The following is a 24,564-nucleotide window of genomic DNA, read 5'->3' on the forward strand; positions in this document are numbered from 1 at the left end:
AGGAGGCCCACACATGACCGGTCCACTGGTGGGGGACGCCGCGTTCGGCTCGCCCGACATCGCACCGGACGCCTGGATCGCGCCGGGGGCGGTCATCGTCGGCCGGGTGCGCATCGGCGCGGGCAGCAGCGTCTGGTACGGCTCGGTGCTGCGCGCCGACACCGAGGACATCATCGTCGGCGAGCGGTGCAACATCCAGGACCAGTGCGGGCTGCACTCCGACCCGGGCGAACCCGCGATCCTGGCCGACCGCGTGAGCCTGGGCCACAAGGCGATGGTCCACGGCGCGATCGTCGAGGAGGGGGCGCTCATCGGTATCGGCGCGATCGTCCTGGGCGGCGCGCGGGTCGGTGCCGGCGCGCTCGTGGCGGCGGGGTCCCTGGTCCCACCCGGCCGGACGGTCCCCCCCGGCACGCTGTGGGCCGGTGTCCCCGGAAAGGTGATCCGCGAACTCACCGACGACGACCGCGCGGTGTTCGCGCGCACCCCGGAGAAGTACGCCTCCTACGCCCAGGAGCACCGCGGCGTGCGCTGGCGCTGAGCGGACCAGTTCGGACGGACACTCCTTCCCTGTCTTCGTTTCATGTTCTTGCGGCCGAATCGGCTCTGAGAAACAGACATGGAACCTCTGATCGCCTCCGTTTCATTGCCTTTCAGACCAGCCTTGGAATGGAAGCAACAGATGGTTCCAGAATGGTCCCTCTGGGTCATGTGGCGGAAGGCTACTGCCACGTAGCCTTGACCGCGGAGACGGTGTGTCCTATCAGACCGCCCAGGACGTCGCGGCCGTCTCCCCGGCTCGAACCCGATTTCGATGGAGGTGGCCGCGGTGAACTCCAACCTCGATACGCGCCTCCACGACCACGTGGCGCTCGCCGAGATCGAGCTGTACTCCGAGCTGCTGACCGCCGTGGCCGCCACCGAGGGACGGCTGTCGACCGAGCAGATCGACGCGGTGCTCGGCGTCCTCCCCCAACGGCGCGCCGGCGACTCCGACGCGCACGTCCCGCTGTCGCCCGAGCCCCGGCGCCGCCGCGGACGCTGCCCCCAGCGCTCACGGCGCTGAGCCGTGGCCGGCGGCGCCCTCCCCGCGGCGGCGGCCGGGCACGGGCCGCGAAAACGGATACCGCCAGGGGACGTCGTTCCGGTACCGTCGGGCCCTCCCGCCCCGAAGGAGTCCCGGTCGTGGCACGCAAGCGCAGGGCGCCCGCACCTCCCGCCCGCATCCTGATCACCGGGGACGTCCACGGCGCGTTCGCGCTGCTGGCCGCCTGGTCGTCGGCCGTCCGCGCCTGGCTCGGCCCGCTCGACGCCATCCTGGCCGTCGGCGACGTCGAGGCCAACCGCGACGAGGCCGACGCCGCGGGCGTGCGCTCCCCCGCCGGCCACCGCGGGATCGGCGACTTCCCGCTCCTGGCCGAGGGGCTGATCGACCTGGGTGCCCCGTTGTACTTCATCGGTGGCAACCACGAGCCCTGGCCCGCCCTGGACGCGGCCGGCCCCGGGCGGTGGAGCCGGGACGTCCACTTCCTGGGCCGCGCGGGCCGCACCGAGATCGCAGGTCTCGGCGTGGCGTTCCTGTCCGGCATCCACTCGGCCCGTGTCAGCGACGCCGCCCGGCCGCGACGCGAGACCGCTCGGGAGCGCAGCTACTACACCGCCGAGGAGGTGCGGCGGGTCGGTCGGGGCGTGGGCCGCTCGGCCCCGGTCGACCTCCTGCTCACCCACGACTGGCCGGCGGGGATCGGCGCCCCCGACCGGGCCGACGCCGGCCGGCCCGAGCTACGCGCCCTGTGCGAGCGCCTGCGACCGCGCTGGCACTTCTGCGGTCACCTGCACGACCGACACCAGGCGACCATCGGCCCCACCGAGGTCGTGTGCCTCGGCCACATCCGCGACGGGGCGCCCGCCTTCGCCGTCGTCGAGCGCGACACCGGGGGCGACCTCCGGATGGTTCACCAGGTGGCGCCGCCCGACTTCCGCCCCGGGCCCGACCCCCGCCTCCTCGGGAGCGCGGTCCGGCCGTGAGCCCGCCGGCGGGCCGCGCGAACGACGAGGCCCGGACACGTGGTGACGTGTCCGGGCCTCGTCGTGTGCCGGCCGGTAAAGGCGTCAGGCGTTCTCCCGCACGGGTTCGCCCGCGGCGGGGGACTCCCCCTTGACCGAACGGAGCAGCAGCTGGGAGACGTCGACGACCTCCAGCGTCTCCTTCGCCTCGCCCTTCGACTTCTTCTCGTTGATCGCGTCACCGAGCATGACCTGGCAGAAGGGGCAGGCGGTGGAGACGGTGTCGGGGTTGGTCGTCAGCGCCTCGTCCACGCGCTCGGTGTTGATGCGCTTGCCGATGCGCTCCTCCATCCACATCCGCGCGCCGCCGGCGCCACAGCAGAAGCCCCGTTCCTTGTGCCGGTGCATCTCGACGGTCTTGATGCCGGGCACCTGCGCCATGATCTCGCGGGGCGGCGTGTAGACCTTGTTGTGGCGGCCCAGGAAGCACGGGTCGTGGTAGGTGATGTTCTCCTCGATCGGCTGGACCGGGGTGAGCCGGCCCTCCTCGACCAGGCGGGCCAGGAGCTGGCTGTGGTGAACGACGTCGTAGTCGCCGCCGAGCTGCGGGTACTCGTTGCCCAACGTGTTGAAGCAGTGCGGGCAGCTCGCCACGATCTTGGTGGCGCCGACCTCGTTGAGCGTCTCGACGTTCTGCTGGGCCAGCATCTGGAAGACGAACTCCATGCCCAGCCGGCGGGCCGGGTCGCCGCTGCACGCCTCCATGCCACCGAGCACCGCGAACTTGACGCCGGCCATGTGCAGCAGCTCGGCGATCGCCTTCGTGGTCTTCTTCGCCCGGTCCTCCAGCGCTCCGGCGCAGCCCACCCAGAACAGGTACTCGGTCCCCTCGGGGAGCTTGTCCTCGACCACCGGGACCTCGAAGTCGAGCTCCTCGACCCAGTCAAGGCGCTTCTGCTCGCTCATCCCCCAGGGGTTGCCCTTGTTCTCCAGGTTCTTCAGGAGGGTGCTCGCCTCGGAGGGGAAGCTCGACTCGATCATGACCTGGTAGCGGCGCATGTCGAGGATGTGGTCGATGTGCTCGATGTCCACCGGGCACTGCTCGACACAGGCGCCGCAGTTGGTGCAGGACCACAGCACGTCGGGGTGGATCACGCCCCCCTCCTCCTCGGTGCCCACGAGGGGCTTGCCGAGCAGGGCGAGGACGTCGTCGTGGATGTCGGGCGTCTCCTCGGTGATGCCCTGCATGAGGTAGGGCGCCTTGGCGTAGGCGTGGTCACGCAGGTCCATGACCAGCTTCTTCGGCGACAACGGCTTGCCGGTGTTCCACGCCGGGCACTGCGACTGGCAGCGACCGCACTCGGTGCAGGTCGTGAAGTCGAGCAGGCCCTTCCAGGTGAAGTCCTCGATCTTACCGACGCCGAACGGGTCCTCGTCGGGGTCGGCCTCCTCGAAGTCCAGGGGCTGGCCGTCCTTGTTCAGCATCTGCTTGGCCGGGCCCAGCGCGGGCGAGCCGTCGGCGTTGCGTTTGAAGTAGATGTTGAAGAAGGCGGCGAAGCGGTGCCAGGCGACGCCCATGGTGAGGTTGCGCGCCAGGACGATCATCCACGTCATCGAGATGATGATCTTCAGGGCCGCGGCGACGAGGATGCCCGTCTCCAGCGCGGCGGTCGGGGCTCCGGAGAACGCCAGCACCAGCGGATAGCTGAGCGCGTAGTGGAGGTTGTAGGAGTCCACGCCCTGGAGGGCGCCCTCCATGCCCCGCAGGAGCAGGACCAGCACCGGGATCGCCACGATGACGAACTCGACGAAGTAGGCCCGGGGGAAGTTGGACCCCTCGAACCGGGAGGCCCGGCCGAGCCTGCGCGGGTGACTGATCTGGCGGATCGCGATCAGCACCACGATGGCGATCAACGTGGCCCACGAGAACAGTTCGACGATGAACTCGAAGGGGGCGAAGTGCCCGATGATCGGGAGCACGAACTCCGGGTCGAAGAGCTGACCGTAGGCCTGGGCCAGCGTCGGCACCAGCAGCAGGAAGCCGAAGGCCACCCACCAGTGCGCCACCCCGATGACGCTCCACTTGAGCATTCGGGTGTGACCGACGGTCTCGACCAGCATGGTCTTCAACCGCGGCCAGAAGGGACCGAAACGGTCCGGCGCGGGTTTGCCGAGCCGCACGTGACGCACGATCTGCGCCACCGCGTACACGAACATGCCCCAGCCGGCCGCTGATATGGCCAAGGTGAAGATCACCAGGCCCCATTTCACAGCGTCCACGCCCCGCGGCCTCCCATCCTGCTGCGTCGGTTCCGGCGCTCCGCGCGCCGGGGTCAAGCAATGTTACTAGCGAGTAGCCGAGAGCGGTGAACCCCCGCACCACATTCCGACCGCACGGTCGGTGCCCCCACCTACGTTAATGAGCCCCACACTCCCCCGCGACACCACCTCACCCCACTCCACCCTCACCCCCACCTGCCCACCTTTCACCCCTGAGACGGGTCAAGGCTTTCCCGGGGATATCCCCGGGCCCGCCGTCCCTCCAGTGAGAAATCCGCGCCCCCGGGAACAAGGACGGGGATCCCCGCGTTGGACCGTATGCACACAGACTTGAGTCCGCTCGGCTCAAGTGATTTGACAGCCGAGTGGCCCAGAAGAAATACTGCGCCTGTAAGACTCAACCTTGACGGAGGACGTACTCATGGCACGTGCGGTCGGCATCGACCTGGGAACGACGAACTCGGTCGTCTCGGTCCTGGAGGGCGGCGAGCCCACGGTCATCGCCAACGCCGAAGGCGCCCGGACCACCCCGTCCGTCGTGGCCTTCGCGAAGAACGGTGAAGTGCTCGTCGGCGAGGTGGCCAAGCGCCAGGCGGTCACCAACGTCGACCGGACCATCCGGTCGGTCAAGCGCCACATCGGCACGGACTGGTCCGTCGAGATCGACGGCAAGTCCTTCAACCCGCAGCAGATCAGCGCCTTCGTCCTGCAGAAGCTGAAGAGGGACGCCGAGGCCTACCTGGGCGAAGAGGTCACCGACGCCGTCATCACGGTCCCGGCCTACTTCAGCGACGCCCAGCGCCAGGCCACCAAGGACGCCGGCAAGATCGCCGGCCTCAACGTCCTGCGCATCATCAACGAGCCCACGTCCGCGGCCCTGGCCTACCACCTGGAGAAGGAGGAGGAGGCCACCATCCTGGTCTACGACCTCGGTGGCGGCACCTTCGACGTCTCCCTGTTGGAGGTCGGCGACGGCGTGGTCGAGGTCAAGGCCACCAACGGCGACAACCACCTCGGTGGTGACGACTGGGACCAGGCCATCGTCGACTGGCTGGTCGAGCGCTTCAAGAACAGCAACGGCGTCGACCTGTCCAAGGACAAGATGGCGCTCCAGCGTCTGCGCGAGGCCGCGGAGAAGACCAAGATCGAGCTGTCCAGCTCCAGCGAGTCCTCCATCAACCTGCCCTACATCACCGCCTCCGCCGAGGGCCCGCTGCACCTCGACGAGAAGCTCACCCGCGCGGAGTTCCAGCGGCTGACCGCCGACCTGCTCGAGCGCACCAAGGCGCCGTTCCACCAGGTCATCAAGGACGCCGGGATCACCGTGGACAAGATCGACCACGTCGTGCTGGTCGGCGGTTCGACCCGTATGCCCGCGGTCGTCGACCTGGTCAAGAGCCTCACCGGCGGCAAGGAGCCCAACAAGGGCGTCAACCCCGACGAGGTCGTCGCCATCGGCGCGTCCCTCCAGGCCGGTGTGCTCAAGGGCGAGGTCAAGGACGTCCTGCTGCTGGACGTCACCCCGCTGTCGCTGGGCATCGAGACCAAGGGCGGTGTGTTCACCAAGCTCATCGAGCGCAACACGACGATCCCGACCAAGCGCTCGGAGATCTTCACGACCGCCGAGGACAACCAGCCCTCCGTGCAGATCCAGGTCTACCAGGGCGAGCGCGAGATCGCCCAGTACAACAAGAAGCTGGGCGTCTTCGACCTCACCGGCCTGCCCCCGGCGCCGCGCGGCGTCCCGCAGATCGAGGTGACCTTCGACATCGACGCCAACGGCATCGTGAACGTCACCGCGAAGGACCTCGGCACCGGTAAGGAGCAGTCGGTCCAGATCACCGGCGGCTCCGGCCTGCAGAAGGACGACATCGACAAGATGGTCCGCGAGGCCGAGCAGTACGCCGAGGAGGACCGCAAGCGCCGCGAGGAGGCCGAGGTCCGCAACAACGCCGAGTCCCTCGTCTACCAGACCGAGAAGGTCATCAAGGACAACGAGGACAAGATCCCGGCGGATGTGAAGACCGAGACCGAGAGCGCTGTCGGCGAGCTGAAGAAGGCGCTGGAGGGCTCCGACATCGAGGCCATCCGCTCGGCGAGCGAGAAGGTCGCGCTGGCCAGCCAGAAGATCGGGTCCGCCATCTACAGCCAGGGCCAGCAGGGCGGCGCGTCCACCGACGCCGGCGCCCAGGCCAACGCCGACGACGCCGACGTCGTCGACGCCGAGATCGTCGACGAGGACAACGGCAAGCGCAACGGCACCGCCTGACCACGACGCTGAAGAGGAGGCGCAGCAAATGGCGCTGCCGGACAACGACAACGGCCGCGAACAGCAGGGGCCGGTGATCCGCGACAAACGGCGCATCGATCCGGAGACCGGTGAGCTGCGCACCCCGGAGGGGGCCGCGGAGCCCTCTCCGGACTCCCCGGCGCAGGAGACGGCCGAGGAGGCCGCCCCCTCCGCCGACGGCGCGGAGATCGCGGAGTTGCGCGCGCAGCTGGAGGAGCGCACCAACGACCTCAAGCGGCTCCAGGCCGAGTACGCCAACTACCGCAAGCGCGTGGACCGCGACCGGATCGCGGTCCGCGAGCAGGCCACCGCTCAGGTGATGAGCGAGCTGTTGCCGGTGCTGGACGACATCGGCCGGGCCCGCGAGCACAACGAGCTGACCGGTGGCTTCAAGTCGGTCGGCGAGTCGCTGGAGTCGCTGGTCACCAAGCTGGGGCTGAAGAAGTACGGCGAGAAGGGCGACGAGTTCGACCCCAACGTCCACGAGGCCCTGACCCTGGTGCCCTCGCCCGAGGTGAGCGTTCCGACGGTGATCGAGGTGTTCCAGCCGGGCTACCTCGTCGGCGAGCGGGTGCTGCGGCCGGCCCGCGTGGTCGTGGCCGGTCCCACCGAGGAGCCCGCCGCCGAGGCGGCGGACACCCCGGCGGACCAGGCCGGACCCGAAGCCGCCTCCGGGGGCGAGGCCCCCGAGACCGGCACCGACCAAGAACAGAAGTGACAGGTTCCGCCCCGGGTGCCGGCGACGGCGCCCGGGGCGGTCCGCACCGGTCCGATAATCGACCCTGAGCGCAGCGAAACGGGAGAAGGCACACGTCGATGAGCACGAAGGACTACCTGGAGAAGGACTATTACAAGGTCCTCGGAGTCTCAAAGACGGCCACCAAGGACGAGATCAAGCAGTCCTACCGCAAGCTCGCCCGGCAGTACCACCCGGACGCGAACAAGGGCGACAGCACCGCCGAGGAGAAGTTCAAGGAGATCTCCGAGGCCTACAACGTCCTGTCCGACGAGACCCGGCGCAAGGAGTACGACGAGGCCCGTTCGCTGTTCGGCGGCGCCTACCGGCCGGGCGGTGCCGGCGGCGCCGGGGACTTCAACCTGGGCGACCTGTTCGGTCAGACCGCGGGGGGCGGCGGCGAACGGCTCAGCGACCTCTTCGGGGGCCTGTTCGGCAACCGTGGCGGCCGCTCGACCTCTCAGGCCCGGCGCGGCGCCGACGTCGAGACCGAGACCCGGCTGTCCTTCAGCGAGGCCGCCAACGGCGTGACCCGTTCGTTCAAGCTCACCAGCGAGGCCGCCTGCGGCACCTGTCACGGCACCGGGGCCAAGGCCGGGACCACGCCCCGGGTGTGCCCCAAGTGCGCCGGCACCGGACACGAGAACAAGAACCTGGGCGGCTTCTCGCTGTCCGAGCCCTGCAGCCAGTGCAAGGGACGCGGACTCGTCGTCGACGACCCCTGCCCCGTCTGCAACGGCAGTGGCCGCGGTACGAGCACCCGCACGATCCAGGCCCGCATTCCCGCGGGCGTCACCGACGGCCAGCGCATCAGGATCAAGGGCAAGGGCGCTCCGGGTGAGCGCGGCGGTCCGGCCGGCGACCTCTATGTGGTGGTGCACGTGCAACCTCACCCCCTGTTCGGCAGGAGCGGGGACAACCTGACCGTCACCGTCCCGGTGACCTTCCCCGAGGCCGTGTTCGGCGCCGACGTCCGGGTGCCGACGCTCAACGGCTTCCCGGTCACCGTGAAGATCCCACCGGGCACCCCCAACGGCCGCACGTTCCGCGTGCGCGGCAAGGGGGCGCAGCGCCGCGACGGGACAACGGGCGACCTGCTCGTCACCGTCGAGGTCGCGGTACCGCAGAACCTGAACGGCGAGGCCCGAGAGGCCCTGGAGAAGTTCCGCGCCGCGACCTCCGGCGAGGACCCGCGGAGCGGTCTGGAAGCACGGGCGAAGGGGGCGTAAGACCCATGAACGACCAGCTCTTCGGCGATGACAGCCCGGTCTACGTCATCTCCGTGGCCGCCGAGCTGTCGGGACTACACCCACAGACGCTGCGACAGTACGACCGTCTCGGCCTGGTCTCGCCGGGCCGTACGGCCGGTCGCGGCCGACGCTATTCGATGCGGGACATCCAGATGCTGCGCGAGGTGCAGCGCCTCTCCCAGGAAGAGGGCATCAACCTCGCCGGGATCAAACGCATCCTCGAACTCCAGCGCGAGGTGGCCGAGCTCCACGAGCACCTGTTCCACCTGCGCAACGAACTCGACGCGGCGCGCAACGCCGTGGCCAGGCGCACCGCCGGCCGGCCCGCCGGCGGCGAGCTGCTGCCGGTGCGGCGCACCCGCGTCACGATCTTCGAAACCGGTACCCGGCCTCCCGAGCAGTAGGGCCGCCTCGCCCGTCGGGCCGGGCGGCGGGCCGGGTACCGGGTGCAGACGACGTCATGGCGATTTTCGCAAGGGGGCGGCAAGGGCATGGATTACAAACTCACCCGTAAGAGCCAGGAGGCCGTCTCGGCGGCGATCCGGCGCGCGACCACGGACGGCAGTCCGCAGGTCGAGCCGGTCCACCTGCTGGCGGCCCTCCTCGCCCAGGGCGAGGGGATCATCCGGCCGCTGCTCAAGGAGGTCGGGGTCGACCCCGACGAGGTGAACCGCAGGGTCGAGGAGGCCATCGCGGGCCTGCCGAAGGCCGCCGGCGCGTCGGTGAGCGCCCCGGCCAGTTCCCGGCAGCTCATCATCTCGCTGAACACCGCGGCGCAGCGCGCCCAGCAGATGGAGGACGAGTACGTCTCCACCGAGCACCTGCTCGTCGGGCTGGCCGCGGACGGGGGCGAGGCGAGCCAGGTCCTGCGCGGGGCCGGCGCGTCCCCCGAGGCGCTCCTGGAGGCGTTCGAGCGTGTGCGCGGACACGGCCGCGTCACGTCGGAGAACCCCGAGGAGACCTACCAGGCGCTGGAGAAGTACGGCGTCGACCTGACCGCGCGGGCGCGCTCCGGCGGGCTCGACCCCGTCATCGGGCGCGACTCCGAGATCCGCAGGGTCGTCCAGGTCCTGTCACGGCGCACCAAGAACAACCCGGTCCTCATCGGCGAGCCCGGCGTGGGCAAGACCGCCGTCGTCGAAGGGCTCGCCCAGCGCATCGTGGCCGGTGACGTGCCCGAGTCGCTGCGGGACAAGCGCCTCATCTCGCTGGACCTGCCCGCGATGGTGGCGGGGGCGAAGTACCGGGGCGAGTTCGAGGAGCGGCTGAAGGCCGTGCTCACCGAGATCAAGGAGAGCGACGGCCAGGTCATCACCTTCATCGACGAGCTGCACACCGTGGTCGGCGCCGGCGCGGCCGAGGGCGCGATGGACGCCGGCAACATGCTCAAGCCCATGCTGGCCCGTGGCGAGCTGCGCATGGTCGGCGCGACCACCCTGGACGAGTACCGCGAGCGGATCGAGAAGGATCCCGCCCTGGAGCGCCGCTTCCAGCAGGTGTTCGTGGGCGAGCCGTCGGCCACCGACACCATCGCGATCCTGCGCGGCCTGAAGGGCCGCTACGAGGCCCACCACAAGGTGCAGATCTCCGACCAGGCGCTGGTCGCGGCGGCGACGCTGTCCGACCGCTACATCACCGCCCGGTTCCTTCCGGACAAGGCGATCGACCTGATCGACGAGGCCGCGTCCCGGCTGCGCATGGAGATCGACTCCCGCCCGGTCGAGATCGACGAGCTCCAGCGGGCCGTGGACCGCCTGAAGATGGAGGAGATGGCGCTGGAGAAGGAGTCCGACGCGGCCAGCCGGCAGCGTCTGGACCGCCTGCGCGCCGACCTCGCCGACAAGCAGGAGCAGCTCAACGGCCTGGTGGCCCGTTGGGAGCAGGAGAAGGCCGGCCTGAACCGGGTGGGTGAGCTCAAGGAGCGGCTGGACGCCCTGCGCGGCCAGGCCGAACGCGCCCAGCGCGACGGGGACTTCGAGGCCGCCTCGCGGTTGATGTACGGCGAGATCCCCCAGCTGGAGAAGCAACTGGAGGAGGCGTCGTCGGCCGAGGCCGAGGCCGAGCGCGAGGCCGGCGCCACGATGGTCAAGGACGAGGTCGGCGCGGACGACGTCGCCGACGTCGTGTCCTCCTGGACCGGCATCCCGGTCGGGCGCCTGCTGGAGGGCGAGACCTCCAAGCTGCTGCGCATGGAGGAGGAGCTGGGCCGGCGGCTCATCGGCCAGTCCAAGGCCGTGCGCGCGGTCTCCGACGCGGTGCGCCGCGCCCGCGCCGGCATCTCCGACCCCGACCGCCCCACCGGCTCCTTCCTGTTCCTCGGCCCCACCGGCGTGGGCAAGACCGAGCTGGCCAAGGCGCTGGCGGAGTTCCTGTTCGACGATGAGCGCGCGATCGTGCGCATCGACATGAGCGAGTACTCCGAGAAGCACTCGGTCTCGCGGCTGGTCGGCGCGCCTCCCGGCTATGTCGGCTACGAGGAGGGCGGTCAGCTCACCGAGGCGGTGCGGCGCCGGCCCTACACGGTCGTGCTGCTCGACGAGGTCGAGAAGGCGCACATCGAGGTCTTCGACACGCTGTTGCAGGTCCTCGACGACGGCCGGCTGACCGACGGCCAGGGCCGCCAGGTGGACTTCCGCAACACGCTGCTCATCTTGACCTCGAACCTGGGGTCGCAGTTCCTGGTGGACCCCTCGCTGGACGAGCAGGCCCGTGAGGACAGGGTCATGACCGTGGTCCGCTCCACCTTCAAGCCGGAGTTCCTCAACCGGCTGGACGACGTGATCATGTTCGACGCGCTGTCCACCACGGAGCTGACGAAGATCGTCGACCTCCAGGTCGACCGGTTGGCGCGGCGCCTCGCCGACCGCCGGCTGCGCCTGGACGTCACCCCCGCGGCGCGCGAGTGGCTCGCGCTCACCGGTTACGACCCGGTGTACGGTGCCCGCCCGCTGCGCAGGCTGGTCCAGTCGTCGATCGGCGATCCGTTGGCCAAGGCGCTGTTGTCGGGTGAGCTGCACGAGGGCGACACCGTCGTGGTCGACCTCGACGAGTCCAAGGACGCGTTGAGCGTCTCCCCCGCGGGCGCCGCGGCGGCGGCCTGACGGCGAGGGCCGCTCCTCTCCGAAGTGACGCTCCCGGTCTCCGACGAGACCGGGAGCGTTCGTCATACGAACGGCGGAACTGCCCGTCAACTGCCGTTTCCCTGCCGCCTCTAACTGCCGTATCTCCGAGGGGTGCCTGGTTACTGTTCGGGCATGCCAGTCCGACAGAACTCACCGAGCGGGTGCGCTCGCTCCTCATCGGCTTCGGCCGGGATCGTGGGCGACCATGGGTGAACCCGCGGTGGCCGCCACGGCCGAAGGGGGTCATCAGGGACGGACCTCGCCTTATGCGCCCGCCGATCTCGATCGGGTCCCCGCCGTGGAGGCCCTGCTGGTCCGTCTCGGACTCGGCCCGTTGGATCGGGACACCCTGTCCGCGCCTCCCGGGCGTAACCAGGTCTGGGTCGGCGAGACCCCCGTCCGGAAGGTGTTCGTCAAACGACTCGTCGGGGCCGAGCCGGACGTGCGTTCCAGGATGGCGCGCCTCATGGCCTTCCAGCGCTTCGCGGCCTCCCTTCCCCCCGGAAGCCTCCGGGTACCCGAGCTCCTGGGCTGTGACCCCGAGGCGGGCATCGTCGTCTTCGAGGGCGTCGACGGCGCCGTCAGCGGCGCGTCACTGATGGTCGACGAGGAGTTCGGCGAGGAGTTGTCGAGACTCACGGGGGAGGCGCTCGGTCTGGTACACGCCGCCACTCCTCCCGCGGACACGCTGGTCACGGAGGCTCCCCCCATCCAGCCGTCCGTGGAACTGCTCGAAGCACTGCCCTCGGTGATGTTCGACCAGCTCAGCTTCGGCGAGCTCCAGGCGTGGCAGCTGATGCAGGGCGACCCCGAACTGGCCCGTGCCGTGGCCGGGCTCCGGCGTCGAGAACAGATGGCCCCCAAGGTCCCCGCCCATTGCGACTTCCGGGTCGACCAGCTCCTGGTCGCCGACGGCACGGTGCTCATCTCCGACTGGGAGGAGTTCCGGCTGGCGGACCCCGCCCGGGACGTCGGCGGCTTCGCCGGCGAGTGGCTGTACCGCTCGGTCCTCGACATCGTGACCACGCGCGGCGGCGCCGAACCGATCGCCGACGAGCTGACCCACGAGACGGTCATCCAGCGGGGAGCCGCGAGCCTGGAACGCCTTCGCCCGCACATCGAGCAGTTCTGGCGGGGATACGTCGGTGTCCGTGGCGAGACGGTGGACGGCGAGCTCGCCGAGCGTGCGACGGCCTTCGCCGGTTGGCACCTGCTCGATCGCCTGCTCGCCGGAAGTTCCCGCACCTCCAAACTCTCCGGTATCGAACGCGCCGCCGCGGGGATCGGGCGGACCGCCCTGTTGTCTCCTGACCGGTTCGCGTCGGCGATCGGCCTGGGAAGGATGCCATGACCGTCACCGTTTCCCCGCGGAAGAGCGGCACGGACCACACCGGCCGGCTCTCCCCCCGCCTGTTGCAGGCCCTCGAACGGGTCCGAATCCGTCCCGATCTTCGCGGTGCCGTCGTCGACGGCCAGGAGATCGAGGCCGATGACCACCATGACCTGCGTCGCAAGCTCTCGACGACGTTGTACGAGGTCTTCCACGCCGGACGTTCCACTGCCGGGGACGCGGTCCCCTTCCACATCCGTGATCCACGGCTCGAACGGGAACTCGCCGAGCGCGTGCCCCATCGGGAGACCGTGACGCGCGTGGTGCTGTGCAGCGACCCGGAGGTCTCCGAGACGTCGGGGCGCACGGTCGTCGTGCAACGCGACGGGGTACGGATCAGGGTCGCGGCCGACCGGATCCGGTCGGAGGGGGCCTCCGTCGGAGCCGTCGTGGACATGGTGGTCTCCCCGTGCAGGGCCGCGTTGTCCCCCGGGTTCTTCCTGGTGGACGGGACACGTTCCGTCCACTCCGCCGGCCCGATCCTGCGTCTGTACGTCCACCTGGAGAAGGCCGAGGCCGCCCTCCTCGTCTGGGAACACGTCCTGCGCCTCCTTGAGGAGAGCCAGACGCCGTACCGGGCGAAGGTGCTGTCGTCGGACGTGCTGTTCCCCCGCTCCGATGGCCTGGTGGTCTACCTGCGCCCCGACTCCGCGCACATCGCCCGGCGGATCCCCGCCCTGCTGCGCGGCGTCGATGGCATCGGGACACGGACCTCGGTCTTCGCCGTACCGATCAGCCCCGGTGTCGCCATCGCCCGGGAGCCCGAGGACCCCCGTCCCCACATGCGCGGACTGAGCTTCGGCCAGCACCGGGCCGGGGTGCTCGCCCAGGCCCTGGTGGAATCCGTCCGCGACGAACTCCCGGTGGAGGAGGTGATCGGACAACAGTTCACCGAGGCCGGAATATGCGCTTCGGAACCCGCTCGGAACATCGGCGATGCGGAATTCGCCGAAAGTTGAAACCGACACGGTTGCAGGGAGTGGGTATACACATTCCCTGTTTCCAGGTCGGCTCTCAACAGAAAAGAGCGAAAAGTGCAGAAGAACCTGGCGATCATGGAACTGATGGAGGGCTACGGGGCCTACACCGACGTGGCCGAGCTGAACATCAGCGCCGCCGCCGACGCCCCCGCGTCGATCACCGTCACCACGGTTTCGATCACCACCCTTCCCTGCATCTACGCCGCTTCCGCCGTGAGCTCCGCCCCCTGTGCGGCGTTCAGCGGCGGCGTGGCGGCCACGGTCGTCAACGGCTGCTGACCCCCCCCCCGAAAATCCCCTTTCACCCCCCACTATCACCGAAAAGGAAAAGAGCCATGGAGAAGTCCAACGAGATCATGGAATTGATCTCCGGGTACCAGACCTGGACGGACGCGGACGCGATGAACGTTTCCTCCGAGTCCGAGGCTCCCGCTGCGACGACGACCTTCTGCGCGTTCACCGTCAGCTACGCCTTCACCCGACAGACCGTCATCGACGGCTGCTGATAACCCCATGACGGCGGCGTTCCCGTGCCCTGCCGGGGACGCCGTCCACTCCCTGACCGAACGGTCGATACCAGCGCGCGACCGTTCGGCGATGTCCGCGGGCGCGGAGTCCGGCCTTCCCCGGCCCGCGCCCGCCCCCCAGGGACGGACGTGGCGGACGGAAGGACGCACAGACGCCTCACCCGGGCCCGACACGGATGCCGACGAACACATTCCGCAGGAGAGACCCGCATGGAACAGGAAGACCCGCATCGGGAGTTCAAGATCCTCCCGGAACTGCTTCAGGGCGGGAAGGGCACGATGGTGGTCATCGCCCTGCTCTCCCTCGTGTCGGCGATCGCCTCCTTGGCGTTGCCCATGGTGGCCGCCGCGCTCATCGCGGCTCTCCAGGAGGGGAAGGGGCTCTCGTCCTGGGCGGTGGCGATGATCGGCGTGGGCGCCGCGACCGCGATCTCGGGTGCGCTCTCCTCCTACCTCCTGGCGAAGCTGGGACACCGCATGCTCTACCGGGTCCGTGTCAGGACCATGCGGCACGCGCTGGGGGTGAGCCTGCGTGACGCCCGCAGGGAGGGCAGCGGCAACCTGGCCGCCCGGTTGACCGCCGACGCCTCCCAGCTCAAGAACGCGGTCGACATCGGCCCGATCCAGCTCCCCATGGCCGCTATCACGCTGCTCGGCACCCTCGTGGTCATGTGCGTCTTGGACTGGGTCCTGCTTCTCATCACCCTGGCCGCGTTCGCCGTCGCGATCGGAATCATCGCGGCCGTGATCGTCTCCCTACGGCGCAGATACCAGGCGGTGCAGAACGAGATCGGCAGTCTCTCCGAGGACTTCGTCGCGGCCTTGGACGCGCTGCCGATCATCAAGGCGTGCCGGGCCGAGCAGACGGTGGCGGGAGACCTGTCCCGAAACGCCGAACGCGTCGCGGACGTGGAGATCGGCACGGCACGGGTCGAGAGCCTGATGGTCCCGATCATCAACCTGGGACAGCAGATCGCGCTCGTGAGCGTCATCATCGGCGGAGGTGCCCGGCTGGTCGACGGTGAGCTTCCCCTCTCGTCCTTCGTCGCCTTCCTGCTCTACCTGCTCCAACTCGCCGCCCCTCTCATGATGGCGGTGTCGGGGATCGCCACGCTCCAGGCGGGCATGGTCGCGCGCAAACGCTTCAACGACGTGTTCGCGCTCCCCTTCGAGCAGACCTCGGTCCCCGCGCGCAGGAGCGTGTCCCCCTCCACCCCCTCCCCCGACGCGCCGGCCCTGCGCTTCGAGGACGTGACCTTCGGATACGACGACGCCCCGGTCCTGCGCGGTGTCGACTTCACCGTTCCACGACGCGGGCTCACGGCACTGGTCGGACTCTCGGGGGCGGGGAAGACCACCGTCCTCGGGTTGACCGAGCGCTTCATGACGCCTGACTCCGGGCTCATCACCGTGTTCGGTCGCCCCCAGGAGGCGTTGAGCGCCGAGGAGCTACGCGGCCTTCTCGCCTACGTGGACCAGGGGTTCACCCTGCTGCGTGACGACATCCGCGGCAACCTGACGCTCGGTCTGACGGCGCCTCCCTCCGACGAGGTGCTGCTGGACTGCCTGGACACGGTGGGACTCGGTGACGTGGTCCGCGCCCTTCCGGACGGTTTGGACACGGTCCTGGGCGGAGCGAACGATCTGTCCGGCGGCCAGCGTCAACGCCTGGCCCTGGCTCGGGCGCTGCTCAGCGACGCCCGGCTGGTGCTGCTGGACGAACCCACCTCGCAGCTGGACGGCGTGAACGAGCAGCGGCTCCGCAACGCCGTGGACGTCCTCGCGGTGGATCGCGCCCTCCTCGTCGTGGCCCACCGGATCTCCACCGTGCAGCACGCCGACCACGTGATCGTGCTGGGAGACGGCCGGACCGTCGCGGAGGGGACCCACGAAGAACTGCTGAAGAGCTGCCCCGAGTACGCCGATCTCGTCAGGGGGCGGTCGACGGGTGTCTCCTCATCCGTACTCGTCTGAACGATTGGGTGGCCAATGACCGAATACTCGATTCTCGCGCCCGTCGTGCCGCTGAGAGCCGAACAGCTCCTCCCCTACGCGGCGCTGGTGCAGTGGAGCGCCGCTCGTCGCCTGTGGCAGGGGCAGGCGACGGTCAGCGACCCACACCAGATGTTCACCGCTGCGGCGGTCGCCGGATTCCGGGTGCCGGTGGGCACCGGGGTCACCCTGATGCCGCTCCGGCATCCGCTGGAGGCGGCCCTCCAGGCCAAGAGCCTGGCCGTGACGACCGGGCATCCGGTGGTGGCGGGTTTCGGGCCGGGTGCGCGGGTGTTCCAGTCCAGCGTTCTGGGCCGCCCCTACGCGAGCCCGCTTCAGGCGACACGCGAATACGCCACGATCGTCAAAGGGCTGGTCTCCGGTGAGGTCGTCAACCTCGCCGGGGAGTACTTCCACTGCGAGAACGGTCTACCGTCCCTCCCAAGCCCTCCGGTCGAAGTGGGCATCGGCGTGCTACGCCCGCGTATGGCCGAGCTCGCCGGGGAGATCGCCGACGTGGCGATCACCTGGCTGACCCCGGCGTCCTACCTTCGCGACACGCTGATGCCCGCCCTGCGCGCGGGCGCGGCAAAGGCCGGCCGGCCCGTCCCCCGGGTCGTCGCCATCGTCCCCCTGGCCCTGAGCGGAGAGGGCCGCGATGGGCTCACTTTGGCGTTGACCAGCAACATGGGCCACATCTCCCTGCCCCACTACGTCGACATGCTGCGCCGATCGGGCATCCCCATCGACCCGGAGGACCCGCTCTCCGGCGCGCGCGCTCTGATCAAGGGCGACGCCTTCCTGTTCGGCGACCCGGCGACCGTGGCCGAGGGGCTGGACGGGTTCCGGGCGGCGGGCGCCGACGAGATCGTCCTCAACGTCTCCGGGGTCTGCCGGCAGTACGGGGCGAAGACGTCGCTGCTGGAGCTGGAGACGGTCTTGACCGAGGTGACGCGATGAGCGAGACCGAACCGCCCCGTTCCGAGGCCGGGGAGCGGGCCGCGCTGCTCGGGGTGCCCGAGTTCGGGGTGTCCCGGCTCCTCCTCGTCGCCACCGGCTCGGTCTCGACCGCGGACCTGCCGTTCTGGGGGACCTGGCTGCGCACCTGCTACCCCGACCTGGAGATCATGCTCGCCCTCACCAGGAGCGCCCGCCGCTTCGTCACCCCGACCGCGTTGCACGGCCGGATCAACGGGGAGGTGATCCCCGACACCTGGCCGGAGGACGATCCGCGGGCCCTGCACGTCGAACTCGCCGAGTGGGCCGAGGCCGTCCTGGTCTATCCGGCGACCCTGCACTTCACGGCCCGCCTGGCGCTGGGCCTGGCCGACAGTCCCGCGCTCCTGGCCGCCCAGTGCACGAAGGCCCCCATCGTCGTGGCCCCCGCTCTTCCTCCTGGTGGCGTGGACAGCCCCGCCTATCTGGCGCACCGCTCGGCGCTCGCCGCCCGGCCCAATGTCGTCGTCATGCCGCCACGCCCCGGCATCAGTGTGACGACAGGACGTCCGGGCGCCTGGGCTCCCGCCCTGCTCCCGCACTGTCTGGAGGCTCTGGAGCGGTTGCGCGACGCCCGGGACCCCGGCTCCCGGGAGGAGACGGACGTCAGCGGGGCCGCTTCGGAGGCGTCCGCATGACGACGCGACCCGCGGCCTCCTCCGCCGACACGCGACCGCGGCTGGTGTTCGGGACGGGGCTCCTGAGGACCTCGATCAGTCCGGCCGGGGCGGGATTCCTGTGGCGGCGTTCCCCGGGACCGCTGGCGGACTCCGCCTTCACCCCGATCGATCCGGTTCTCCGTTCCCTCGTGGAGGCGGCCACCGCGGGGAACAGCGTGGCCGTGTCCGTGGGCCGGGCGGAGGGACCGAGCAGGAGCTACCGGACAGAAGGGGTGGAATCTCTCGCCGGTCGGCTGCTACGCGCCGGACCGGACACGGATCTGGTCCCCCTGTTCAGGGGAGTCGGCCACGCCCTGCGCGCGGTGCACTCGGTGACGCCTCCGGCCGATCATCCCCTTCCCCGGATCCCCCGGGGCATGGCCCGGCTCGACACGTGGCTGTCCCGGCGCCCGGTCCACGGCTTCGCCGGGGAGGCCGCCGCCCTGGTCCACGACCGGATCGGCGCCGAGCGCTGGAGCCGGCTGTGCGCCTGGAACGAGCAGGCGCTCCACGATCCCGACCGGGTCGTGGCGCACGGCGCGCCCAGCCTGGGAGCGCTGGTCCCCGGCGTCTCGGCTCCCGCGGTCCTCCTGAGCGGAGAGGACCTGTGCCTGGCCCCCTGGACGTTCGACCTCGGTTGGGTCACCGGCGAGCTGATCGAGATCAAGTGGCAGATCGGGGGAGCCGCGCCCGCGTGGCAGGCCCTGCTGGACGCCCTCTACGAGGGGTACGGACGGACCCCGGAGAGCGCCTGGAACCGCCTGGCCGCCCTCCGCCTCGCACTGCACCTCCACGACTTCACCGCCTATGTCGGCGGCACGCCCCCCGAGGTGCAGCGGTACGCGGACTTCCTCGGATTCCTGATCGACCTGTGACAGGAGACAACGTGACCACCGCCAAGGAGCCGCACCGCTCCCGGCCCCACCGGATGACACTGGCCAACGGACTCACGGTGATCCTGGAACCCGACCCCCGGATCCCGAGGGTGGGGATCACCGTGCACTACGGGGTCGGATTCCGTTCGGAGCCGCCGGGGCGGGAGGGGTTCGCCCACCTCTTCGAACACCTGATGTTCCAGGGAAGCGAGAGCCTGCCGGACGGCCGTTTCCACGATCACGTCCACCGGGTGGGCGGCGTCGTCAACGGCACCACCCACCAGGACTACACCGACTACTACCAGGTCGTGCCGTCGGCCTCTCTCGAACAGGCGCTGTTCAGCGAGGCCGACCGGATGAGGGCACCTCGTTTCACCCCGCGCAACCTCGCCGAGCAGCTCACAGCGGTCGGGGAGGAGATCCATCAGGCGACCGTGGCCCGCCCCTACGGGGGTTTCCCGTGGCCTCTGTTGCCCCGTGCCGTGTACCGCTCCTTCCCCAACGCCCACGACGGATACGGCGACGTCGACCGGCTCCGCCGCATCACGGTGGACGACTGCGCGGACTTCTTCCAGACCCACTACGCGCCCGGCAACGCGGTCCTGACGCTGTCCGGCGGTTTCGACCCCGAGCAGGCGGTGGTACTGGTCGAACGCCACTTCGGCGACATCGCGCCCCGCCCTGTTCCCCCCGCGGTGGACCAGGCCGAACCGCCCCTGACCGAGACCCGGTGGACGTTCTGCTCCGAACCCGGTGTTTCGGGGACGGCGTTGGCGATCGGCCACCGGCTTCCCGATCCCGGAACCGACCTGGAGGGCTACCTCGCCCACCTGGTCCTCGCCCGCGTCCTGACCGACCGCCATCGGGACGCGTCCGGCAGGGCGGCGATCACCACCAGCTGCGGGTTCTTCGGAACCCTGGACGCGCGCGACCCCGACACCATGATCATCAGCGCGGCCCTGCCGGGCGGTCTTGACCCCCGGCGCATGGTGGACGCCGTCCACGACCAGCTACGGCGGTGGGCGGACGAGCCCGACCCCGGTGGCGCCGACGCGACACGCTCCCTGATCGCCGAGCACCACACACGCTACGGTGACATATGCGAGCGGAGCCGCGCCCTGGGACGCCTGGAGATCCTGTTCGGGAGGGCGGAACTCCTCGACGAGCTACCCGACCGGATCGGGAGGATCGGTCCGGAACAGGTCGCCACGGCCGCCCGCTCCCTGGCCGCCGCGCACCCGGGTGTCCTGGCGATCCGGCCGGGGACACAGCGCCTCCGGCCATCGGTCCCGACCGTTCCCGCCGCCACCGCTTCCCGGACCAGCGCCGAGGAGGTCGGCCGCACTCCGGCGGGGCCGCGTCCGCTTCCTCCCCTGGGCCCCGTCCGGACGCCGCGCCTGGACGGACTGGGCGACACCACCATCGGCGGTGTCCGGGTCGTCGCCCTGCCCGACGACCGCACGCCACTGGCCCACATCCGGCTGCGTCTCCCCCTGGGGCGGTCCGGGTGGACCGATCCCGGTGGGGTCGACGCCCTCCTGGACCTCCTGCGCGGCCGTGTCCGAGACGGTGAAACGCCGGACCGTTCCGTCTCCCTCACCACCGACGGCCAATGGATCGACGCCGCCTGCACCGCCTACCGGCAGGAGCTCGGCCCCGCCCTGGCCGTGCTCGTCGCCGCGCTGTCGGCGGAGGGGACCCCCCTCGGTCCGCCGTCCCCCTCTCCCGCGGCGCCACGCTCGCTGGAACGCCTCGCCGACGACCTGATCCGGACCCGTTGGGCGGGGCGCCCGGAGGAGGGAGCGGGGACCCGGCCGGATTCCATCGAGGCGTTACACCGCTCGATCACGCGCACGCCGGGGGGCCTGCTCGTCGTGGTCGGCGGCGGCACCGCGGAGACGGTGTTCGCGACCGCGCGAAACGCGTTGTCCCCGTGGCCCGCCCCGTCTCCCGCCGCGACGTTCCCCCCGCCCCCTCCCAGCGGTCTGTTCGCGCTGCCCCGGCCGGGGTCGGGGATCGTCCACGCCACTCTGTGCGCGGCGGAGCCCACCTCGGGGCCGGGGGAGGCCGCTCGTTATCTCGCCACCGCCGTCTTCGGTGGTTACTTCCGCTCCCGGTTGGCCGTCCGGGCCACCCGGCGTGGGGAGGCCGGGTACGTGGCGTCGGCGGGACGGGACGTGCTTCTCGATCGGTCACGGGCGTTCGTCCGTGCCACGGTCGCCCCCGAGCTCGTGGACGTCCTGCTGAACGACGTGCGGTTGGAGGCACGGCGTCTGTCGGAGGAGCCGCCGGACGAGATCGAGGTGGATGCGGCGCGTTCCTTCTGCGCCGCGCAGATGCTGTCGGCGTTCGACTCCCCCTCCCTCACCGCGGACGTGCTGCGGGCGACCGTCTCCGCCGGGCGGAGCCCGTCCTGGCTCGCGGAGCTGCCGGACGTGTTGCGCGACGTCACGGTGGCCGAGGTCGCCGCGGCCGGACGCGAGCTGTTCGGTCCGATCCCGTTGGAAGGGGTGGTGGCCGGAGAGGTCGACCCCGCCCGGTTCCCCGCATCGGTACCAGAGCCTTCCAGCGTCCCCGCCCCGCAGGGCGTTCCCCTTCTCCGATAAAGCGCGGCGGGGCATGCCACGCACGTCAGCCATGCCCCCCGGAAGCGACAACGACAGGGAAGCGATGACCACTGCCATCGAGATAACAGATCTGAGGAAGTCGTTCGGCGGCGTACCCGCCGTCGACGGCGTGTCCCTCACCGTGCAGGCCGGTACGATCACCGGCTACCTCGGCCCGAACGGCGCCGGAAAGACGACCACCCTGCGCTGCCTCCTCGGTTTGGTCGCCCCTGACAGTGGGACATGCCTGGTCAACGGGCGCCGTTACGCCGATCTGCCCAAGCCGATCACCGAGGTCGGCGCGGTACTGGAGGCGACCGGCTTCCATCCGTCCCGGAGCGCCCGCGACCACCTGGCCATCATGTGCGCGGCGGCCGGGCTTCCCCGGGCCAGGGTCGATGAGGCCTTGGGCGAGGTCGGTCTCGCCCACGCCGCGAACAAGCGGGTCGGGGGGTTCTCTCTCGGAATGCGGCAGCGTCTCGCCCTCGCCGGAGCGCTCCTCGGGCGACCGAAGATCCTCATCCTCGACGAACCCGCCAACGGCCTCGACCCCGCGGGCATCGAGTGGTTGCGCGGCTTCCTCCGGCACTGGGCCCACGAGCTCGGCGCCGCGGTTCTCGTCTCCAGCCACGTCCTCGCCGAGGTGGAGCAGACCGTGGACAACGCCATCATCATCGCCGGCGGCAGACTGGTCCGCCACGGCAGCATCGCCGACCTCACCCGGGGAGAACAGCAGATCCGGATACGGGCCCTCGGGGATTTCCGTCCCGTCTTGGAGGGCGCCGGTGCCCGGGTGACCGAGGGACCCGACGGTGTTTTGCGGGTGAAGGGCATGAGCATCGACGAGGTGGGCCGGCTCGCCCTGAACTCTCGTGTGGTGCTGACCGAGATCAGCGAGGAGCGGTACGACCTCCACCGCGTCTTCCTGGACCTGACCGACGCGCGCACGGAGGGTGCCCACTCATGACCGGCCTGGTGAAAGCGGAACTGCGCAAGTTCTTCAGTACGCGCCTGTGGTGGATCATGCTCCTGGTCGTGCTGGCGTGGACGGGGCTGGGGCTCTCGTTGTCCATCGCCCTGGCCGGCATGGAGGGGCAGCCCGCGCGGGACACCGTCGAGTTCCAGCAGATGGCGTGGATCTACGGTGGCGGGACGTCGAGCTTCACCATGATCCTCGGAATCGTCATGATGACGAGCGAGTACCGCCACCGCACCTTCAACAGCACCTTCCTGGTGACTCCCGTGCGGGGCCGCGTCATCGTCGCCAAGCTCGTCACCGGTCTGCTGGTCGGCCTGCTGTTCGGCGCGGCCGTCATGACGCTCACCGCGGCGGCCGTCATTCCCGCGACGCTGACGGCCGGCGGGGAGTTCTCCCCCTTCGCCAACGAGATCCCGCGTATGACCGCCGGCGTGGTCGCCGCGATCACGCTCTACGTCCTTCTCGGCATCGGTCTGGGCGCGCTGATCCGCAACCAGGTCGGCGCCATCATGACCGGCATCGTGTGGACCTTCCTGCTGGAGACCATCGTGGTCTCCGTCCCCGGCCTCCAGGAGTTCGGCAAGTGGACTCCCGGCGGGGTGACGACGGCCCTGTACGACACCGGGGCCGACTTCGGTTTCGGAGCGGCGGAGGTCCTTCCGATGGGAACCGCGGTGGCCCTCCTCACCGGTTACGCGCTCCTCTTCTCCCTGATCGCCTCCTTCACCACCGTCCGCCGCGACCTTGTCTGACCGGTCCTCACCCGCCCAGGAAGGCCCCTCATGGAACTCGACCCGGCTCTCTACGGCGAAGGCATCGCCGACATCTACGACCTCGTCTATCCGGCCACGCCGGAAGTCGACCACGCGGTCGATTTCGTGCAGAAGCGCTGCCGGGACAACGGGACGGTCCTGGAGTTCGGGATAGGAACGGGACGGATCGCCCTCCCCCTCGCCGAACGAGGCGTCACCGTGCACGGGGTGGACGCCTCTCAACGGATGCTGGACCGGCTGGCGGAGAAGATCACCGACCAACCGGTCACCGCCTCCCTCGGCGACTTCGCGACGGTCAGGTGCGACGGGCGGTTCGACGTCGTCCTCCTGGCCATCAACACCTTCTTCATGCTGCCGACCCAGGAACTCCAGATCGCCTGCCTGGAGAACGCCCGGCGCCATCTCGCGGAGGACGGGAAGGTCATCATCGACGTCTACGAACCGACCCGGTTCCACTCACTGGATCGGACGGACACCACGATCCAGCACCTGGACCGGGAGTCCATCCTGTTGTGCAGCCTCCAGGTGGACCGGGTCAACCAGATGGCGGCCATCGGGCAGATCCTGATGCGCTCCGGCGAGATGCACAAGACGCCGGAGATCAGCCGTTACGCCTGGCCCGCGGAGATGGACCTGATGGCCCGCATCGCGGGGCTGCGCCTCACGGAGCGCTGGGAGGACTGGCAGGAACACCGGTTCGACCACCGTTCCACCAGGCACGTGTCCGTCTACGAGGCCCAAGGCTAGACGACGGGAGGCACACCGCGGCCGGGGAGGGAGCAGCGTGCTCCCTCCCCGGCCGCGGTGTGGCGTCTACTCACTCACCGCCCCCACCCCCGTGATCGCCCCCGCCGTCCGCTCCACCGCGTCCCGAGTCACCGTCGACGACCACGCCCCCGGCTCCTCCCCGTCCGCGCACGCCCATGAAGAGCACGAACAGGAACGCCCCCAGAGCGATCACTCCGACGACCGTCACGACGGTCTCCACCATCCGAAGGTTCCTTTCAGTACGGCCTTCTCGTTACTCCCGCGCACCGGGACCCCGATGGCGGGTGGAGTGGGCGGATGCCGGTGGAGGTGCCCGCGACCGGCATCCGCCCGA

At 70.1% G+C, this 24,564-nt stretch carries 22 protein-coding genes; 20 read left to right on the forward strand and 2 right to left on the reverse strand.

Annotated elements, in window-relative coordinates; translation table 11 throughout:
- Positions 1-13: 13 nt before the first annotated feature.
- The 3 genes from B5D66_RS06445 to B5D66_RS06455 all read left to right on the forward strand — a co-directional run bounded on the left by B5D66_RS06445 (position 14) and on the right by B5D66_RS06455 (position 2,028).
- Positions 14-541, forward strand: coding sequence for a gamma carbonic anhydrase family protein (locus B5D66_RS06445; RefSeq protein ID WP_078760716.1), 528 nt, complete (start codon positions 14-16; stop codon positions 539-541).
- Between the two features lie 288 nt (positions 542-829).
- Entirely contained in the window at positions 830-1,066 is a 237-nt protein-coding gene (locus B5D66_RS25395; protein WP_200813546.1) for a hypothetical protein, read from the forward strand.
- 119 nt (positions 1,067-1,185) lie between these two features.
- Positions 1,186-2,028: a metallophosphoesterase family protein gene (locus B5D66_RS06455; RefSeq protein ID WP_159457220.1), complete on the forward strand. Its 843-nt coding sequence runs from the start codon at positions 1,186-1,188 to the stop codon at positions 2,026-2,028.
- Positions 2,029-2,112: 84 nt separating this feature from the next.
- Here the strand turns inward: B5D66_RS06455 and B5D66_RS06460 are convergent, their stop codons facing one another.
- Positions 2,113-4,224, reverse strand: coding sequence for a (Fe-S)-binding protein (locus B5D66_RS06460; RefSeq protein WP_078760954.1), 2,112 nt, complete (start codon positions 4,222-4,224; stop codon positions 2,113-2,115).
- A gap of 484 nt (positions 4,225-4,708) precedes the next feature.
- Between B5D66_RS06460 and dnaK the strand changes: the two genes are divergently transcribed.
- From dnaK to B5D66_RS06540, 17 genes are all read left to right on the forward strand, one after another.
- Positions 4,709-6,556 (forward strand): molecular chaperone DnaK, encoded by a 1,848-nt coding sequence (dnaK, locus tag B5D66_RS06465; RefSeq protein WP_078760718.1) that lies wholly within the window; start codon positions 4,709-4,711, stop codon positions 6,554-6,556.
- 28 nt (positions 6,557-6,584) lie between these two features.
- The gene (gene grpE / locus B5D66_RS06470; protein WP_078760719.1) at positions 6,585-7,295 is read left to right on the forward strand and encodes a nucleotide exchange factor GrpE; all 711 of its coding nucleotides are present in this window, start codon (positions 6,585-6,587) and stop codon (positions 7,293-7,295) included.
- Between the two features lie 98 nt (positions 7,296-7,393).
- Positions 7,394-8,542: a molecular chaperone DnaJ gene (gene dnaJ, locus B5D66_RS06475; protein ID WP_078760720.1), complete on the forward strand. Its 1,149-nt coding sequence runs from the start codon at positions 7,394-7,396 to the stop codon at positions 8,540-8,542.
- Between the two features lie 5 nt (positions 8,543-8,547).
- The gene (locus B5D66_RS06480; RefSeq protein WP_078760721.1) at positions 8,548-8,967 is read left to right on the forward strand and encodes a heat shock protein transcriptional repressor HspR; all 420 of its coding nucleotides are present in this window, start codon (positions 8,548-8,550) and stop codon (positions 8,965-8,967) included.
- An 87-nt stretch (positions 8,968-9,054) separates the two neighbouring features.
- Entirely contained in the window at positions 9,055-11,664 is a 2,610-nt protein-coding gene (gene clpB / locus B5D66_RS06485; RefSeq protein WP_078760722.1) for an ATP-dependent chaperone ClpB, read from the forward strand.
- Positions 11,665-11,890: 226 nt separating this feature from the next.
- Entirely contained in the window at positions 11,891-13,036 is a 1,146-nt protein-coding gene (gene lxmK / locus B5D66_RS06490; protein ID WP_078760723.1) for a class V lanthionine synthetase subunit LxmK, read from the forward strand.
- Positions 13,033-14,034, forward strand: a complete 1,002-nt coding sequence (locus tag B5D66_RS06495; protein WP_078760724.1) for a T3SS effector HopA1 family protein — start codon at positions 13,033-13,035, stop codon at positions 14,032-14,034. The genes lxmK and B5D66_RS06495 overlap by 4 nt, the downstream gene beginning before the upstream one ends.
- 75 nt (positions 14,035-14,109) lie before the next feature.
- Positions 14,110-14,334: an LxmA leader domain family RiPP gene (locus B5D66_RS06500; RefSeq protein WP_078760725.1), complete on the forward strand. Its 225-nt coding sequence runs from the start codon at positions 14,110-14,112 to the stop codon at positions 14,332-14,334.
- 56 nt (positions 14,335-14,390) lie between these two features.
- A complete protein-coding gene (locus tag B5D66_RS25400) occupies positions 14,391-14,561 on the forward strand; it encodes an LxmA leader domain family RiPP (RefSeq protein WP_159457221.1) in 171 nt (56 codons plus the stop codon).
- Positions 14,562-14,792: 231 nt separating this feature from the next.
- Positions 14,793-16,556, forward strand: a complete 1,764-nt coding sequence (locus B5D66_RS06505; RefSeq protein WP_078760726.1) for an ABC transporter ATP-binding protein — start codon at positions 14,793-14,795, stop codon at positions 16,554-16,556.
- Positions 16,557-16,571: 15 nt separating this feature from the next.
- On the forward strand, positions 16,572-17,534 hold the full coding sequence (locus B5D66_RS06510) for an LLM class flavin-dependent oxidoreductase (RefSeq protein WP_078760727.1): 963 nt from the start codon (positions 16,572-16,574) through the stop codon (positions 17,532-17,534).
- Positions 17,531-18,208, forward strand: coding sequence for a flavoprotein (locus tag B5D66_RS06515; protein ID WP_078760728.1), 678 nt, complete (start codon positions 17,531-17,533; stop codon positions 18,206-18,208). The genes B5D66_RS06510 and B5D66_RS06515 overlap by 4 nt, the downstream gene beginning before the upstream one ends.
- On the forward strand, positions 18,205-19,104 hold the full coding sequence (locus B5D66_RS06520; RefSeq protein WP_078760729.1) for a hypothetical protein: 900 nt from the start codon (positions 18,205-18,207) through the stop codon (positions 19,102-19,104). The genes B5D66_RS06515 and B5D66_RS06520 overlap by 4 nt, the downstream gene beginning before the upstream one ends.
- Positions 19,105-19,115: 11 nt before the next feature.
- A complete protein-coding gene (locus tag B5D66_RS25665) occupies positions 19,116-21,710 on the forward strand; it encodes a M16 family metallopeptidase (protein ID WP_200813547.1) in 2,595 nt (864 codons plus the stop codon).
- A gap of 64 nt (positions 21,711-21,774) precedes the next feature.
- A complete protein-coding gene (locus B5D66_RS06530; protein WP_235000808.1) occupies positions 21,775-22,677 on the forward strand; it encodes an ABC transporter ATP-binding protein in 903 nt (300 codons plus the stop codon).
- On the forward strand, positions 22,674-23,441 hold the full coding sequence (locus B5D66_RS06535) for an ABC transporter permease (protein WP_078760730.1): 768 nt from the start codon (positions 22,674-22,676) through the stop codon (positions 23,439-23,441). Before B5D66_RS06530 ends, B5D66_RS06535 begins: the two co-directional genes overlap by 4 nt.
- A gap of 30 nt (positions 23,442-23,471) precedes the next feature.
- Positions 23,472-24,209 carry a class I SAM-dependent methyltransferase gene (locus B5D66_RS06540; RefSeq protein ID WP_078760731.1) on the forward strand — a complete coding sequence of 246 codons (738 nt, stop codon included), beginning with the start codon at positions 23,472-23,474 and terminating at the stop codon, positions 24,207-24,209.
- A gap of 70 nt (positions 24,210-24,279) precedes the next feature.
- On the opposite strand, the gene B5D66_RS25405 is transcribed toward B5D66_RS06540, so the two are convergent.
- Positions 24,280-24,453, reverse strand: coding sequence for a hypothetical protein (locus B5D66_RS25405; RefSeq protein WP_159457222.1), 174 nt, complete (start codon positions 24,451-24,453; stop codon positions 24,280-24,282).
- Between the last annotated feature and the right edge of the window lie 111 nt (positions 24,454-24,564).

This window comes from Marinactinospora thermotolerans DSM 45154 (assembly GCF_900167435.1).
Classification (GTDB): domain Bacteria; phylum Actinomycetota; class Actinomycetes; order Streptosporangiales; family Streptosporangiaceae; genus Marinactinospora; species Marinactinospora thermotolerans.